This window comes from Paraburkholderia sp. ZP32-5 (genome assembly GCF_021390495.1).
Taxonomy (GTDB): Bacteria; Pseudomonadota; Gammaproteobacteria; order Burkholderiales; family Burkholderiaceae; genus Paraburkholderia.
Genome location: NZ_JAJEJP010000003.1, coordinates 900,153 through 914,616 on the forward strand (window position 1 = coordinate 900,153; position 14,464 = coordinate 914,616).

At 62.9% G+C, this 14,464-nt stretch carries 13 protein-coding genes and 1 pseudogene; 7 read left to right on the forward strand and 7 right to left on the reverse strand.

Annotated elements, in window-relative coordinates:
- Positions 1-39 precede the first annotated feature (39 nt).
- Together L0U82_RS36485 and L0U82_RS36490 are read left to right on the forward strand one after the other, a co-directional pair.
- Positions 40-399, forward strand: coding sequence for an NIPSNAP family protein (locus tag L0U82_RS36485; protein WP_233838674.1), 360 nt, complete (start codon positions 40-42; stop codon positions 397-399).
- Between the two features lie 6 nt (positions 400-405).
- Positions 406-1,233 carry a 2-keto-4-pentenoate hydratase gene (locus tag L0U82_RS36490; RefSeq protein WP_233838675.1) on the forward strand — a complete coding sequence of 276 codons (828 nt, stop codon included), beginning with the start codon at positions 406-408 and terminating at the stop codon, positions 1,231-1,233.
- 136 nt (positions 1,234-1,369) lie between these two features.
- Here L0U82_RS36490 and L0U82_RS36495 read toward each other — a convergent pair whose 3' ends face one another.
- From L0U82_RS36495 to L0U82_RS36505, 3 genes are all read right to left on the reverse strand, one after another.
- A complete protein-coding gene (locus tag L0U82_RS36495; protein ID WP_233838677.1) occupies positions 1,370-1,714 on the reverse strand; it encodes an NIPSNAP family protein in 345 nt (114 codons plus the stop codon).
- A 46-nt stretch (positions 1,715-1,760) separates the two neighbouring features.
- Entirely contained in the window at positions 1,761-2,921 is a 1,161-nt protein-coding gene (locus tag L0U82_RS36500; protein WP_233838678.1) for a porin, read from the reverse strand.
- 62 nt (positions 2,922-2,983) lie between these two features.
- Positions 2,984-3,841 carry an SMP-30/gluconolactonase/LRE family protein gene (locus tag L0U82_RS36505; RefSeq protein WP_233838679.1) on the reverse strand — a complete coding sequence of 286 codons (858 nt, stop codon included), beginning with the start codon at positions 3,839-3,841 and terminating at the stop codon, positions 2,984-2,986.
- A 526-nt stretch (positions 3,842-4,367) separates the two neighbouring features.
- On the opposite strand from L0U82_RS36505, the gene L0U82_RS36510 reads away from it, so the two are divergent.
- From L0U82_RS36510 to L0U82_RS36530, 5 genes are all read left to right on the forward strand, one after another.
- Positions 4,368-5,276 carry an NAD(P)-dependent oxidoreductase gene (locus L0U82_RS36510; protein WP_233838687.1) on the forward strand — a complete coding sequence of 303 codons (909 nt, stop codon included), beginning with the start codon at positions 4,368-4,370 and terminating at the stop codon, positions 5,274-5,276.
- 53 nt (positions 5,277-5,329) lie between these two features.
- Positions 5,330-5,911 (forward strand): amino acid synthesis family protein, encoded by a 582-nt coding sequence (locus L0U82_RS36515; RefSeq protein ID WP_233838688.1) that lies wholly within the window; start codon positions 5,330-5,332, stop codon positions 5,909-5,911.
- 68 nt (positions 5,912-5,979) lie between these two features.
- Positions 5,980-6,960: a 2-hydroxyacid dehydrogenase gene (locus tag L0U82_RS36520; RefSeq protein WP_233838689.1), complete on the forward strand. Its 981-nt coding sequence runs from the start codon at positions 5,980-5,982 to the stop codon at positions 6,958-6,960.
- Between the two features lie 166 nt (positions 6,961-7,126).
- Complete coding sequence (locus L0U82_RS36525) at positions 7,127-8,002, forward strand: MBL fold metallo-hydrolase (RefSeq protein WP_233838690.1); 876 nt, start codon at positions 7,127-7,129, stop codon at positions 8,000-8,002.
- Positions 7,999-9,063 (forward strand): Bug family tripartite tricarboxylate transporter substrate binding protein, encoded by a 1,065-nt coding sequence (locus L0U82_RS36530; protein ID WP_233838692.1) that lies wholly within the window; start codon positions 7,999-8,001, stop codon positions 9,061-9,063. Before L0U82_RS36525 ends, L0U82_RS36530 begins: the two co-directional genes overlap by 4 nt.
- 40 nt (positions 9,064-9,103) lie before the next feature.
- On the opposite strand, the gene L0U82_RS36535 is transcribed toward L0U82_RS36530, so the two are convergent.
- The 4 genes and pseudogenes from L0U82_RS36535 to L0U82_RS36550 form a co-directional block, all read right to left on the reverse strand.
- Positions 9,104-10,516 carry an FAD-binding oxidoreductase gene (locus L0U82_RS36535; RefSeq protein ID WP_233838694.1) on the reverse strand — a complete coding sequence of 471 codons (1,413 nt, stop codon included), beginning with the start codon at positions 10,514-10,516 and terminating at the stop codon, positions 9,104-9,106.
- Positions 10,513-11,268: a FadR/GntR family transcriptional regulator gene (locus L0U82_RS36540; RefSeq protein ID WP_233838695.1), complete on the reverse strand. Its 756-nt coding sequence runs from the start codon at positions 11,266-11,268 to the stop codon at positions 10,513-10,515. Before L0U82_RS36540 ends, L0U82_RS36535 begins: the two co-directional genes overlap by 4 nt.
- Before the next feature lie 1,281 nt (positions 11,269-12,549).
- The gene (locus L0U82_RS36545) at positions 12,550-13,827 is read right to left on the reverse strand and encodes a phthiocerol/phthiodiolone dimycocerosyl transferase family protein (RefSeq protein ID WP_233838697.1); all 1,278 of its coding nucleotides are present in this window, start codon (positions 13,825-13,827) and stop codon (positions 12,550-12,552) included.
- Between the two features lie 449 nt (positions 13,828-14,276).
- Positions 14,277-14,459 (reverse strand): annotated as a pseudogene (locus tag L0U82_RS36550) (hypothetical protein); the annotation flags it as partial.
- Positions 14,460-14,464: the final 5 nt, after the last annotated feature.

Genomic DNA, 14,464 nt, shown 5'->3' on the forward strand with positions numbered 1-14,464 from the left:
CGCCCGCATGCGATGCGCGCGTTGCCAGGGAGGCTACTGATGATTGTCGAAGAACGCATCTATGATCTGCGCCCGAACGGCGCAGCCGAATTCGCCCGTCATTTCGAACGTGAGGGCATTGCGATCCAGCGCCCGATACTGGGCCGGCTGGTCGGCTATTTCTATACGGAGATCGGGCCGCTCAACCAGATCGTTCATCTGTGGGCGTACGAGGATCTCGAGGACCGCGCGAAGCGGCGCGCGGTCCTCGCCGCCAATCCGGTCTGGCGCGAGTACGTGAAAGAGAACATCCAGCCGCTGCTCGTGCGGATGCAAAACAAGATCCTGATTCCGATGTCGTTCTCGCCGCCGCTGCCGTCACTCTGGCAGCCCGGCGACGAAGCGGCACAGCAGAGGTGAGCGCGGGTGTCCGTCAAGATCGAATCAGCGGGTAGCACCCGGAACGAGGGCGGCGATGCCGGCTCGCCGCGGCAGGTGGTACGCATTGCGGCCGCCTTGTTCGCCGCGCGCATGCGCAGGACGACGCTGGCGGCGTTGCCCGATCATGGCGAACCGCTTTCGCTCGCTGACGCGATGGCGGTGCAGTACGAGGTCGGCCATCGGCTGGCGCGCAAGGTCGCCGGCTGGAAGGCGGGGCTCGTGCCGGGCGTGCGTTTCACCTGTGCGCCCGTGTATGCGTCGGACGTGTTGCGCAGTCCCGCTGTGTTTCGCCTGTCGGATGGCGTGACGCCAGATGAAGTCGAGACAGCGTTCGTCGAAGGCGAAATCGCGTTCCGGCTCGGCAAGGATTTGCCGTTGCGCGCGCAGCCTTACCGCGAGTCCGATGTGGGCGCGGCGATAGAAAGCTGTTGCGCGGCCATCGAAGTCGGCAATCCTCGTATCGCCAATTTCGATGCGGCACCGCTGTCGCACAAGCTCGCCGACAGCATGGGCAATGGCGCGATCGTCTGGGGCAGTGGCACGCTCCACTGGCGCGATATCGATCCGGCGGCGCTACGTGTCGTGTTCGAGATCGATGGTGTCGTGGCCGTCGATCATATCGGCGGCGGCAAGGGCGCGCCGCCGCTGGCGACGCTGCTGGCGCTCGCCAATGCCCCCGAGCGTCGACTGCCGTTGCGGGCCGGGCAGACCATCATCACCGGCAATTGCACGGGCCTGAATCGCGTCACGCGCGGCGCCACGGTTCGCGTGGTGTTCGAAGGGCTCGGCGAGGCAAGGGTGCGGATCGATTGAAATGGAAGGGCTCCCTGCGGGTGAGCGCGTGGCCATTCCGACTCTCGCGCATTAGCGCACGCCTCGTGAATCCACCTTTCACCTTTACCCGGAACGCTGCGGAACTTCGCAGCGGTGCCGGGTTGAGTTCAATGGTTCAACGCGATTCGGAGGTGTCCGCCAGCAACCCCGGCAGCGGAGAAAACGACATCGGCCGAAGGATCCTGTTCTGCTGTCGAAGCGAAAAGCCGCGCACCTTCGCCGCGTATTCCTTCCAGCGCGGATCGGCGGCCAGTCTCGCGCGCCGTTCGGCTCGATCCAGGAAGCTCTCGTAGGCCCACAGATGAACGATCTGGTTGAGCGGGCCGAGCTCGGTATGGAAGTAGCCGATCAGGCGGCCCAGTATCGGCCGCTGGATCGCGATGCCTTCCTCTTGCACGAGAGCGATATAGGCGGGCAGATGTCCTGGCGCCAGATCATAGGTGCGTTCTTCGATGATCATCGGGTGGTCTCCTCGCGAATGGGCGCCGGACAAACTCGGGACAGCGTCAGAACTGGTGGCGAATCGCGAAGCGCACCACGCCCTGATGATCGACCGTCGAAGGCGTCAGGAAATTCAGCGCGGCGACTGCCGGCTTGCCGTTCGAGTTGACGCCCGAGGCGGTCTGATACGACAGCACCATGTAGAGGTCCGTGCGCTTCGACAGCAGATAGTCGGCGCCGAGCGAGTACTGGTTGTAGGTTGCGCCGACGTCGCCGCCCACCGACGCGCGCCGCGAATAGCTATACGCGGCGGAAGCCGACAGTGTCGGTGTGAACTGATAGCCGAAATCGCCTTCATAGATATTGAACGATGCGGTTCCTCTCAATGAGGCTACCGCGCCGGCATTACCCGGGTCGGTGCCGAGATTGGTAAAGCGCGTATTCGAATAGGTGCCGCCGAACCAGAAGTGGCCGAGCTGGTAGATGGCTCCCGCGGCGAGAATGTTAAGGCTCCCCGCCGACGCATAGGCGTTGTAGATCGGCGAGGTGATCGCGGCCGGCGCATTCGCGCCGTTGTTGTACGCCGAGATGAACGGATCGCGCTGGTCGGTGTAGGCGATGGCGGCCTGCAGCGGCCCCTGCGAATAGCCGACCCCGATGCCCCAGCCCGAATTCTTGTTGAAGTTCCCTCCGACGCCGCCGAAGCTGTACAGACCGCCGATCGTGAAGCCGTGGTAACTGATGCTCTGGTACTTCAGCGCGTTGTTGACGCGGAACGTATTGTTCAGATTATCCACGTCGCCCGCATGCGCGATGAAGCCGCCGCCCCATCGGCTCGACGCGACGAGGTTGCCGCCGACGAAGTCGTACACCGTGCTGTATTGACGCCCGGCCGTGAGCGTGCCCCACTGCTTCGAGTCGATGCCGACATAAGCGGCGCGGCCGAACAGCAGACCGTTCTGGCCGAGCTTGCCGTTGGTGATGTCGAAGCCGTTTTCGAAGCGGAAGATCGCCGACAGACCGCCGCCGAGATCCTCGCCGCCTTTCAGGCCGAAGCGGCTGCCATACCATTCGCCGCTGACCATGTTGAACGTACGACCGCCTCCGGCGTTGCTGACGTAATTGATACCCACTTCAGCGATGCCATACAGCGTCACACTGCTTTGTGCCTGAGCGGCGCCTGCGGTGAGCGCAAGCGCAACGGTAGCCGCACACTTCATTTTCATTGAAGGTCTCCTGACTATTGATGTTATATGTCGATGCAAGAAGTGCCATGTTCACGAGGGGCTCATGGCCAGCCCGCTCCGGGTACGTCGACTTCGATGGTTTCGATGCAGCACTCGCGGTGTTCAGCCATGCGCGGACCGCTCGCGGTGTTGGTGACGATGAACAGCGTGCGCCGTTCCGGCCCGCCGAGCGCGCACGTATAAGCTCCGCGCCCCGGCTCGAAGCTGATCTCACTCTCGATGCGCCCGCCTTCGAACACGCGCCGCACGCGCTTGCCGAACGGATCCGCGACCCACACCGCACCCTCCGCATCGAGGGCGAGACCGTCCGGGTTGCAGCCTTCGATTTCGGCGAAATAGCGATGGTTGTGCAGATCGCCATTGGCGTCGATATCGAACATGCTGATGCGGTGCGCGAAGGTCTCGCCGACGATCAGATGCCGTTCGTCGGGCGTAATCACCATGCCGTTCGGAAAACTGAGTTCGGCGCCGGTCGGATGAATCGAGCCATCCGGGTCCACACGGATGATGCGCGTGAGCCGAGGCTCGGCGCCGTTGTTCTTGTCGTAGCCGAAGTTGCCGACGTATGCGCGGCCGTGCCGGTCGACCACCATGTCGTTGCACGGGCCGCCCGCGACCTCGCCGAGATCGGCGACAAGGCGCGTGCTGCCGTCGCTGTTGATCGCAAGCAGCCGGCGATCGAGCATCGACACCACGAGCGGCGTACCGTCGGGCAGGAAGCCGAGCCCCGATGGACGCTGCGGTACGTCCGCGATCACTTCCGTGTGTCCGTCGGGATCGACGGTCTGCACATGGTGCGTATAGAAGTCCGAGAACCACAGCTTGCCGTTATGCCAGCGAGTGCCCTCGCCGAAAGACAGACCTCTGAGTAGAACCCGCGTCGATGCCGTGCTTGTCATGCGTAAGTCCCGGTTATCTGTGTCGCTGGCGCCGGCTTGGCGGATCGCCAGTGCGTCTCCTATGCCTTTAATGCAACGGTGCAAACCGGTCGGCCGCAAGGGCTTGCGAGATGTCGCCGTTCTGGGGCGGAACCCTTGCCGACAGTAGCCCTGAGCGTTGCCGAGGTGGTCCCGTAAGCAGGTTGTAGTCATGCTAGGTAAGTGCCCAGGCATGTACAAAGCGAGTTTTAGTCACACGTCATGTGACGAAAGAGGCGGTCGATCGACCTGACGAAACCGCGCGGGAGCCGGCGAAACCAAATGCCGGCGCGGTTCACCGCGCATCTGTCCGCGCGGCGTCACGGCGCGCGCCGATGGCGTGGCTTAACACGATGCTATATCCCACCGCTGATTTGGCATGCGACGAGACGAGTCATCGTCCCTAAGATTGGTCTGCACATAAACACAAACGGTATGCGTGTGTCCGCTCGCGGGACAGCAGGACGCTCGGGCAAGCAACGCTTCTTTCTCCTGGAGTCATCAAGTGATGATCGGTCTGATCGGATTGGGCAACATCGGCCAGCACTTCGCAACGCGGCTGCTGGCAGCGGGACATCCGCTCGTCGTCTACGACACACGGCCGGACGCCGTCGAGCGCTTCGTCAAGCTTGGCGCGCAGGCAGCGGGCAGCGCGCTGGAGCTGGCAGCGATGACGGACGCGGTATTCCTGAGCTTGCCGCTACCCTCCGTCGTGGAGCAGGTTGCGACGGCGCAAGGTGGCCTGATCGACAGCACGCGGGCGCGCATCGTGGTCGATCTGTCGACGACGGGCCCGAGCGTGACGAACGCCATCGCGCAGACGCTCGCGCAACGGCAGATTGAATTCCTCGGCGCACCGGTCAGCGGCGGCACGGTCGCCGCCGAAAGGGGCACGCTGACCATCATGGCCGCGGGTCCGCGCCGTGTCTTCGACGCCATGCAGCCGTGGCTCCAGGTGATCGGCAAGAACCTGTTTTACCTCGGTGAAGGTCATGGTCTCGGCCAGACCATGAAGATCATCAACAACACGCTGTGCGCAGTCGGCATGGTGGCGAGTTGCGAAGCACTCGTGTTCGGCGTGAAGGCCGGACTCGATTCGGCTTCGATGCTCGACATCCTGAACGTGTCGAGCGGACGCTCGTTCGCGACGCTCGAAAAGATCCCGCAATGCATCCTGCACCGCGACTTTCCGATGCGCTTCACGACCGAGCTGATTCACAAGGACATCAAGCTGTGCATCGAGGAAGCGGAGAAGATCGGTGTACCGATGTGGGTCAGTCCGGCGGCACGCTCGTTCCTCGCGTTCTCGATTACGCAGGGCGACGCCAATCGCGATTACGCTCACACGATCGAGCATTTTGAAAAATGGGCCGGAGTGCAGTTCGGCGCGGAACCGGACACGCCGGCCAATCCCTGATTGCATATGCCGCTCGTGCGGCGTCGTGCGGTTTTTCTGTCTGGAGATATGTCATGTCGCTGATCAGGATTCGCAAGAAGCTGCTCAACATCGAGACCGTCTATCACGAAGGCGGCCCGAATGCGCGCGTGCCGCTGAAGCTCGGCGCGATTGCCTGCGTGATCGCCAATCCGTTTGCGGGGCGTTATGTCGAGGATCTGAGCCCACTCGTGCGCGACGCGCGCGAGATGGCCAACGAGATGGTGCCCGAACTGATCGCCGCGCTCGGCGGCAACGACAGTATCGAAGCCTACGGGAAGGGGGCCATCGTCGGGCTGAATGGAGAGCTCGAACATGGCGCGATCTGGCATGAAGCAGGCGGCTGGGCCATGCGCGCGGTACTGACCGAAGCGCGCTCCATCGTACCGGCGGCCAAGGTGGTGGCGGCGGCCGGATTCCGTTTGCAGGTGCCGCTGCACCATATCCGCGCGGCCTACGTGCGCAGCCATTTCAATACGATCGATATCGGCGTCGTCGATTCGCCGCGGCCCGACGAGCTGCTGTACGTGCTCGCGATGTCGACCGGTAGCCGGATTCACGAGCGTCTCGGCGGCCTGCGCGTGTCCGAGATTTCGGTCAACGACGGTCAACGCTGAGTTTTTCCCGGGGCTCGTCGCTGTTTGTTTCGTCGTATGTTCGGCCATATGTTTTTAAAGATCGTCCTATGAACGATGCCATTTCTCAATCACCCTTGCGTGCGGTTGCGCTCGTCCTCGTGTTCATCACGGAAGCGCATCGCGAGCTGGTCAGTCGATCTTTCGAGCTGATCTATGCGCCCAATGCGGGTCTCGGTGCGGATCGCGCGAACGGCGCGCGCCAGATCGCCGCGCGCGGCGCCGATATACAGGTGGTGCTGACCAACGGTACGAACGGCATCACGACGCAGGAAATCGATGCGATGCCGAATCTACGCATCGTTTGCACGCTCGGTGTCGGTCACGAGAACGTTCCACTGGAGTACGCGCGCGAGCGCGGCGTCGCGGTCTGCAATGCGGCGAATACGAACGATGATTGTGTCGCCGATCATGCGATGGCGATTCTGCTAGCCGCCGTGCGCGGCGTGCCAAAGCTCAATCGCCAGTGCCGCGACGGCATCTGGCGTGACGATATCCCACGTCCGCCGCACGTGTCGGGGCGGCGCATGGGAATTTTCGGGCTCGGCGCGATCGGCCGCAAGATCGCGAAGCGCGGGCTCGGCTTCGACCTCAAGATCGGCTATTACAACCGCACGCCGTGCACCGACGTACCGTATCGCTACTTCGACAACCTGCTGGACATGGCCGCATGGTGCGATTTCCTGATGGTGGCGGTGCCCGGCGGCACGGCGACGTATCACATGGTCGACGAGACGGTGCTCGATGCGCTTGGCCCCGAAGGAGTGCTCGTGAACGTCGCGCGCGGCGGCGTCGTCGATACGGTAGCGGTCGCGCGGGCGTTGCGCGAAGCTCGTCTCTACAACGCGGCGCTCGATGTGTATGAAGGCGAGCCGACGCCGCCCGCGGAGCTGTTCGAGTTCGAAAACGTGGTGTTGACGCCGCATGTCGGCGGCATCTCACCGCAGGCAATCCACGCATCCGTGGTGCGCTTCATCGACAACGCGACGCGTCATCTCGCCGGACTGCCGCTGCTTACGCAGGTCAATTAGACAGAATGAGGCCGTGTATCGCCGCACGTGAGGCGCGGGCGAGAGACGATCACCCGCGCGGTGACATAAACGAACTTGTGGCGGCTCGCGCGACGTGAATATGATGCGTGAGGTGATTCGATAACGGCATGCGTATAGGCGCGGCTGACGAGGCAGGCAGCAAACCATGAACACGATTTTCCGCGTTGACGACATGACGATTCATCGCATCGTCGAATATCAGGCCGGCATGGTGCCGGTCACGTCGATGTTTCCGAACCTTACGCCGGACGTACTGGCCGACAACCGTGCGTGGCTGCGATCGCTTGGCGCGCTGTCGGAGGATGATCGCATCGTGCTGTGCTTCCAGTCATACCTGATCCGCACGCCTCACTTTAATGTGCTCGTCGACACCTGTGTCGGCAACGACAAGGAGCGCGAGTCGCGGCCGCACTGGCATCGCAAGCGCGACCACGCGTATATGAGCGGACTCGCGCGCGCGGGTCTCTCAGTCAGCGATATCGACTTCGTGATGTGCACGCATATGCACGTCGATCACGTCGGCTGGAATACGCGGCTCGAGGACGGCCGCTGGGTGCCGACCTTTCCGAACGCCCGCTACGTGTTCTCGAAGCGGGAGCTGGCGTACTGGACCGAACAGAATGATCGCGAACCGGTCGCGCACCTCGTCGATAGCGTGCTGCCGATCGTGGCCGCCGGCCGCGCCGAACTCGTGACGAACACCCATGCGTGCTGCGAGCACGTGCGTCTGATGCCGACGCCGGGGCACACGATCGATCATGTCGCGGTTGCGCTCGGCCGTGGCCGCGATGAAGCCATCGTGACCGGCGACCTCATCCATTCGCCGCTGCAGTTGCGGCACCCCGAGTTGCGGATGTGGCGCGACTACGATCCCGATCAGGCCGTGGCGACACGGCGTCGTTTTCTCGCTCACCTGGCCGATCGCGACACGCTGTGCTGTACGTCGCATTTCCCCACGCCGTCGGTGGGCCATATCAGGGAGCGGCCACGTCTGGCCGGTTACGAGCTGGTCACGCCATGAACGATCGGATGAGCCTGATGAGCCGTTACACGCGGCGCGCGCGCGGCATGCTGGCGAGTTTGCGCGAATGGATCGCGAGAACCGTTGCGTCACGCGCGCCGCTGCTCGCGATAATGCTTGCCGCCGCGGTGTCGCTCATGAACTGGGCGCCGCGCGCGCAAGCCGCGTGGCCCGATGCGCCGATCCGCCTGATCATCGCGTTCCCCGGAGGATCGAGCGAAGCGCAAGGGCGCACTCTCGCGCAGGCGCTCGGCAAGTATCTCGGCCAGCCCGTCATCGTGCAGGCGCAGCCGGGAGCCGGCGGCAATATCGCGGCGGCCTACGTCGCGAAGTCGCGCGGCGACGGCTATACGATTCTGCTCGGCTCGAACACGTTCTTCGAAACGAATCCGCTGATCTATCGCGACCTCGGCTATGACCTGAAGGATCTGAAACCTGTCAGCACGTTGTCCGAGCAGACCTATGTGCTCGCGGTGCGGCCGTCGCTGCCGATCCGCTCGGTGCGGGAGCTGATCGACTATGCGCGGAAAAATCCCGGCAAGCTGACCAATGCGACGGCGGGGGCGGGCAGCCCCGTCGCACTGGCCGGCATCGAGTTCGCGTCGCGCGCGGGCGTGCGCTTTCTCGACGTGCCGTACAAGGGAGGCGGGGAAGACACGATGGCGGTGCTGAGCGGCTTCGCCGACCTCGAATTCAGCGGCGTGACCGACGTCGCCGCCCATATCGACGCGGGCAAACTGCGCGCGCTCGCGGTCACGAGCAAGGCGCGTGCGAAACGGCTTCCCGATGTGCCGACTGTCGCCGAAGCGGGCGTGGCCGGTTACGAATTCACGACCTGGAACGCGGTGTTCGTGCCGGCGTCGACGCCGGCGCCGATTGTCGAGCGTTTGCATGCGGCGATCGTGAGTGCGCTCAATGAGCCTGAGGTGCAAAGCCACTTCGAGCAGATCGGGTTCGTTACGGTCAGCAGCACGGGCGAGGCCGCCGCCCATCGTCTTGCCACCGAGTCTGCCGCGTGGCGGCGCCTGTTCCAGCAAACGGGCGTCACGCCGCCGAACTGAGCGCCGGCGGCCTCAGCGAAGCATCCGCGCAGGAGAGCCCTCAGAAAATCTTGCCGGGATTCATGATTCCGTGCGGATCGAAGCACCGGCGGATCTCGCGCATCAGGCGGATTTCGAGCGGGTCCTTGTAGCGGCTAAAGTATTCGCGCTTGAGTTGCCCGATCCCATGTTCGGCGCTGATGCTGCCGCCATAGCGCATGACTTCGTCGAGCACTTCGGCGGTGAGGCGCGCGCCGTGTTCGGCGACGAAATCGCGTGGTGCGCCGAGCGGACGCGACAGGTTGTAGTGCAGGTTGCCGTCGCCGAAATGGCCGAACACGATCTGCCGGATTCCTTCCTGCCGCTTCTCGATCCGTTCGCTGACCGACACCATGAACGCGGGAATCGAGGCGATCGGCAGCGACACATCGTGCTTCAGGTGCGGGCCATCCGCGCGCTGCGCCTCGGAGATTTCCTCTCGCAACTTCCACATGCTGTTGACCTGCGCGATCGATTCGGACACTGCCGCATCGGCGCACAGCTCGCGCTTGAGGGCCTCGCCGATCACCGTCTCCACGAGCGTGCGCAACGACGCTTCATCGACGGTATCGGCGAGTTCGATCAGCACGTAGCCGGGATGACGCTCGGCGAACGGCTCGCGCAGGCCGTCGGTTTGCGCGAGCACCATCTCCACGCAGTGCGCGGTGAAGTACTCGAAGGCCTGCATGCGCGGCCCGGCACGCTCGAACAGCAGTTCGAACAGATCGAGCGCCTGTTGCGGCGAGTGCACCGCGGCCAGCACGATCACGCGCACGTCATTGCGCGCATACAGCCGCAACGCCGCCGCGGTGATCACGCCGAGCGTGCCCTCCGCGCCGATCAGCAACTGCTTGAGGTCGTAGCCGGTGTTGTCCTTGCGCAGCGTGTGCAGGCCGTGAAAGATCTCTCCATTGGGCAGCACCGCTTCGAGACCGAGCACGAGTTCGCGCGTCATGCCATAGCGCACGACGTTGACGCCGCCCGCATTGGTCGACAGGTTGCCCCCGAGCTGACACGAATCTTCGGCGGCGAGGCTGAGCGGCAGCAGGCGATGCGCTTCGGCCGCCGCGCGGCGCAGGTTGCCGAGAATGCAGCCCGCTTCGGCGACGAGCGTGTTGCCTATCGTGTCGACGCTGCGAATCGCGTGCATCCGGTCGAGGCTCAGGATCACGTTGTCTGCCCGGCTATCCGGCGTGGCGCCGCCGCACAGGCCGGTGTTGCCGCCGCGTGGCACGACGGGTACGCGTGCGTCGGCGCACAGCGCGATGCAAGCCGCGACGTCGTCCGTGTTGCCGGGCCGCACGATAGCCTGGGCCCGGCCTGTATACATGCCGCGGAAGTCGCTGAGCCACGGGGCAATGTCGTCGGGCGCCGTGGTTACCACCTCGGGGCCGAGCTTATCGAGCAGGCGTTGGGAGAGCGCGGTACCGTTCATTGAGCTTTCGTCCTTCTCGTGCGAGTGGCGGGTGCGGCGGCGTCAGTCAGCGCGTCGCGTCCGGGAATCGACAGCTTGAGCCGGGCGGCGGCACAGCGCAGATGCTTCATCGCGGCGGCGCGGGCTGCCACCGGGTCGCCGGCCCGGATCGCTTCGAAGATGCGCACGTGTTCGTGCTGCGCGTCGTCGGTCAGGCGTTCATGGGTCAGTGAATGTGCGCGCGCTGTGCGTACTGCCTGGCGGATCTGGAGATTGAGGTACTGGAGCAGGTCGACGTAGTAGCGGTTATGGGTCGCCTCGGCGATCGCAACGTGAAAGGCGATGTCGAGTTCGACCGCTTCGTCGGGTGCATAGCGCTTGTCGTCGAGCGACTTCAGTAGCGCGGCCAGCGTCGCGATGTCCGCCTCGGTCCGGCGCACGGCCGCAAGTGCCGCAGCCGCGCCTTCCAGATCGATCCGCAGTTCGTAGACGCTCGCGAGATCGCGCTGGCTTTCGCCCGCTGCGTGGGGCACGCGAAAGCCTCCGGCCTCGGTGCGCGCCTTCACGGTGCACCCCGACCCCTGGCGGCTGTCGATGAGCCCCTGCGAGCGCAGGCGCTCCGTCACTTCGCGAATCACCGCCTGGCTCACCCCGAAGCGCGCGGCCAACTCCTTGCCCGAAGGCAGTCTCGCTCCCACCGGATAGAGGCCGTTGCGGATTTCGTCCGTCATCTGCTGCGCGACCTGCTGGGTCAGCGTCATCGCCTTGACCATGGGTTTTTCCAGTTATGAGGTTTGCATGTTATATGAAAACTTTTCGCGCGGCGAGAGATTTGCAGGGACTTGGGTGGGCGGAATCAGCAGCCGCCAACGGACATCGAATGAATCTGTAGGTGTTATTGGGCCAGCTTGACGCGTACGTTGCGAGATATCTCGCGCATCGACTCTTTCACCTCGCCTGCGCGATGTCTTGATGAACTCGTGCGCTTATCCTGGGAACGCCAAACAGAACGGAATCCCCTACGAGATACACGGACCTCGTGCATGCACGAGGTCTGCTCATCGGATGAGCAGTGGCAGCGCGTCAGCACGATTGATGGTCAAGGCGTCATGGTAGAGAGTGGCCTCTCCTTTCCATCCCTGTAACCGTTGAGCGAGAGCTTCGGGCTCTTCACATCACCTTTGCCGGAACGCTTCCGCACCAGATCGTTGGATGCCCATATCGGCATCTGCGTGGAAAGATTTTCCTTTCCAGCTGGGTCTGCTGTGTCGAGAGCTGTTTTTTACACGGGACGGAACAAGCCGCGGGGCGAACGCTATCCCACTGGTCAGACCTTGCTGCTGCGCTGAATGCCGTCAGTGCTTACAGTGAAACACTGTCAGACGTCACCCCCGATAATGTTCAGCTCATCGACGGTCGATTATGTGATTTGCGACGTGTGTTATCCAGTCAACCGTTATAATCTGAGCCGAAGGAAATCCGCCGTTTATCACCATTCCTGCGACGTAGTGGTCGAAGTTTCGTTGCTTGCGAGCGAGCCGAAGGAAGACTAGGCCACCGCTTAGCCTGTTGACGTCTATAACGGGGGATGGCATTCGGGACGTATCTTCTGGCGGCGAGTCCTTGGTTGAGTTACCCATAGGGATGCTCCTTTCGAGAGGTAAGGCAATGCGGTTTACATCGCCAGTGTGTCCCACCAACGGGTGTAGCACCGGTGTCACCTCTATTGGTGGGACAACTGCAAGCATCGACGCACCGAACTAGATGGTCATTCGCAGTGTGCCTGTGTAGGTGCTTGCACGATCAACTGAGCGACGTTAGTCATTTTCAGGGGCGCTGGCGGGGTCGGTTGGTGACGGTGAGGCATGTCAGTTGTCTGTTGCAAATTGAGACAACACGCGCACTTCACCAAGGGCCCGAAGAGCCGGGCGATCCTTGTTTCGCTGCACACCTCGATCCATTTGTAGCCGCGCATCGCCGCATCGGGCAATCCGATAGGGGCGGCCCTTCGCAGCCAAGATGAGAACCCCACCCGGGCGTGATAGGCGTTAGATTCAGCTCTTCAACCCGGCGATTAGTTCATCTCGTACGGCTTCCAGCAGGCCCATGCGCCGCGTGAAGTTCGTATGCAACAGATGTAGCCGCCCGCCGAAAGTTGAGACGCCGATCACCGGCACGCCGGGGAAGCTTACTGCGAGGCCGGGTCCCCAGAGAGCCTCCAGCTTCAGCGGGCCGTATTCGCGCGGCAGGTCTACCACGCCGAGATTTGACACCATGAACTCCGCTGCGAACGGTCCCGCAATAAGTGCGGCGGCTTCGGCTGGCGTGGTGGTACGCGCCATCAGGCCTTCCATTGCCCCCAGCAGCCCCATTGCCGACTGCTGCGTGTCGATTCCGGTCAAGCCATCGCCGAGGCTGCGCGCCTTAGCCCACCAACTGGCGTCCTGCGGTGCGTTGTCCACTAGAATCGCGGCACCCACGCAAACTGCGAGGTGATCGCTGTGATCGAGCAGGCGGCGACGCAGATCGACCGGCGTCAGCACGCGCAGCGGCAATTCTTCGAGTGCCGGCGTCAAGCGCCGCAGCACCGTTGCGATCGCAGATGCCAAGGTGGTCTGCACTGTGGCGCCTTCGGTCCGCGCGCGTTCACGCAGAGAGTGAGTCAACTCGGAGCCTAGGCACAACGCCTCGACATACGGCGTCAAGTTATCGAGATCGCTGATATCGGTTTGTACGTGTTGAGGCGCGAGGACTTGCGCTGCGGGTTCCACGACGGCCGGTTGGGGCGGTGGGGCGGCTGCGGAACCGCGTTCGACCAACTGCTCCATGGCAGCGGTCTCGCGGCTGAGCAGCGGCGCGCCGCCTGCCATCACACGCAGCAGATCTCCGAGCAGGAAGCTCAATGACAGCGCGTCGCCAATCGAATGATGCACGCATAGCACTACGATCGAGCGCGCTGCGCCGTGCAACAAGGTTGCGCGCAGCAGCGGGCCTCGGCCATTCTTGAAGCGCAGGGAGATTTGCGCGGCCACCTCTGCAGTCCAGGCCGACGAATCGTGGTCGACCACTTTGAGCGGAATCGAGCTCGGCGTAATCGGGCGGAACTTGGGCACGCCGTCGTCGTCCTGCTCGATGTCCGACCAGATCAGCGTGGAATGCTGGCCGACCCGGTTGAGGCTGTCCTGCCATTGCGCGACCGTGGTGGGACCAGCGATTTCACCCACCATCGTGAAGTGGTTCGGGTACGCGCGATCGGCGAGGTAGAAGAATTTTTCCGTCGCGCCCAGCGGGCGCTCGACGCAGGAAATAAAAGGGGCTGCCAAGGTGCTCATACTGTTTTTCCGTTCGGGGCTTCATGGATTGCCGCGACGGCACCTCGCCGTCGCGGCGGCCCGGGGCTGTTGAGTCACGCCCGGGCGCTTCGACGCATACAACGCATCGGTGAGCGGATTTATTCCACACATGAAATGCGGTCTACCGGATGGCTAAGAAATGCGAGCACAGTGTGGCGGATTGGGAGACGCGCGGTGCAGTTGTGGTCTCGGACCAGGATATGAGCCGCTTTCTTCGGCAGCTATGAGCGCGTACGGATTGACTCTTGACCCGTTCCAGTAAGAGTCACTAACACACGTCATCAACAAAGCACAAGCAGATAACGGCAGCAGCCAAGGAAAGCAAAGCCCCGCTTTGCATAAAGCCGATTCATAGCATCTCAATCGAAGCTCTTCCATGCACGGTTTAGTCATGCAGCATTAGGCAAAGAAGTGCGAGAAATGCGTCGTCAATCGCAGCAATATTGATCTCCATGGCATTTACTCCGATGCGTTGCGGACCCGGTGCAAAAGCGTTCGACGCTCGCCAGAATGTCATCGGCCGATTTGCTCCAGACGAACGGCCGAGGATTCGCGTTATAAATTTCAAGATAATGGTGGATCGCGTTTTCGAGTTGGCGTGTCGAGCGATGGTTTT

Bases quoted from the DNA above. Each gene is read 5' to 3' on its own strand.
- L0U82_RS36485 (WP_233838674.1), top strand. From the start codon at position 40: ATGATTGTCGAAGAACGCATCTATGATCTGCGCCCGAACGGCGCAGCC.
- L0U82_RS36495 (WP_233838677.1), bottom strand. From the start codon at position 1,714: ATGATCATCGAAGAACGCACCTATGATCTGGCGCCAGGACATCTGCCC.
- L0U82_RS36500 (WP_233838678.1), bottom strand. From the start codon at position 2,921: ATGAAAATGAAGTGTGCGGCTACCGTTGCGCTTGCGCTCACCGCAGGC.
- L0U82_RS36505 (WP_233838679.1), bottom strand. From the start codon at position 3,841: ATGACAAGCACGGCATCGACGCGGGTTCTACTCAGAGGTCTGTCTTTC.
- L0U82_RS36510 (WP_233838687.1), top strand. From the start codon at position 4,368: ATGATCGGTCTGATCGGATTGGGCAACATCGGCCAGCACTTCGCAACG.
- L0U82_RS36515 (WP_233838688.1), top strand. From the start codon at position 5,330: ATGTCGCTGATCAGGATTCGCAAGAAGCTGCTCAACATCGAGACCGTC.
- L0U82_RS36520 (WP_233838689.1), top strand. From the start codon at position 5,980: ATGAACGATGCCATTTCTCAATCACCCTTGCGTGCGGTTGCGCTCGTC.
- L0U82_RS36525 (WP_233838690.1), top strand. From the start codon at position 7,127: ATGAACACGATTTTCCGCGTTGACGACATGACGATTCATCGCATCGTC.
- L0U82_RS36530 (WP_233838692.1), top strand. From the start codon at position 7,999: ATGAACGATCGGATGAGCCTGATGAGCCGTTACACGCGGCGCGCGCGC.
- L0U82_RS36535 (WP_233838694.1), bottom strand. From the start codon at position 10,516: ATGAACGGTACCGCGCTCTCCCAACGCCTGCTCGATAAGCTCGGCCCC.
- L0U82_RS36540 (WP_233838695.1), bottom strand. From the start codon at position 11,268: ATGGTCAAGGCGATGACGCTGACCCAGCAGGTCGCGCAGCAGATGACG.
- L0U82_RS36545 (WP_233838697.1), bottom strand. From the start codon at position 13,827: ATGAGCACCTTGGCAGCCCCTTTTATTTCCTGCGTCGAGCGCCCGCTG.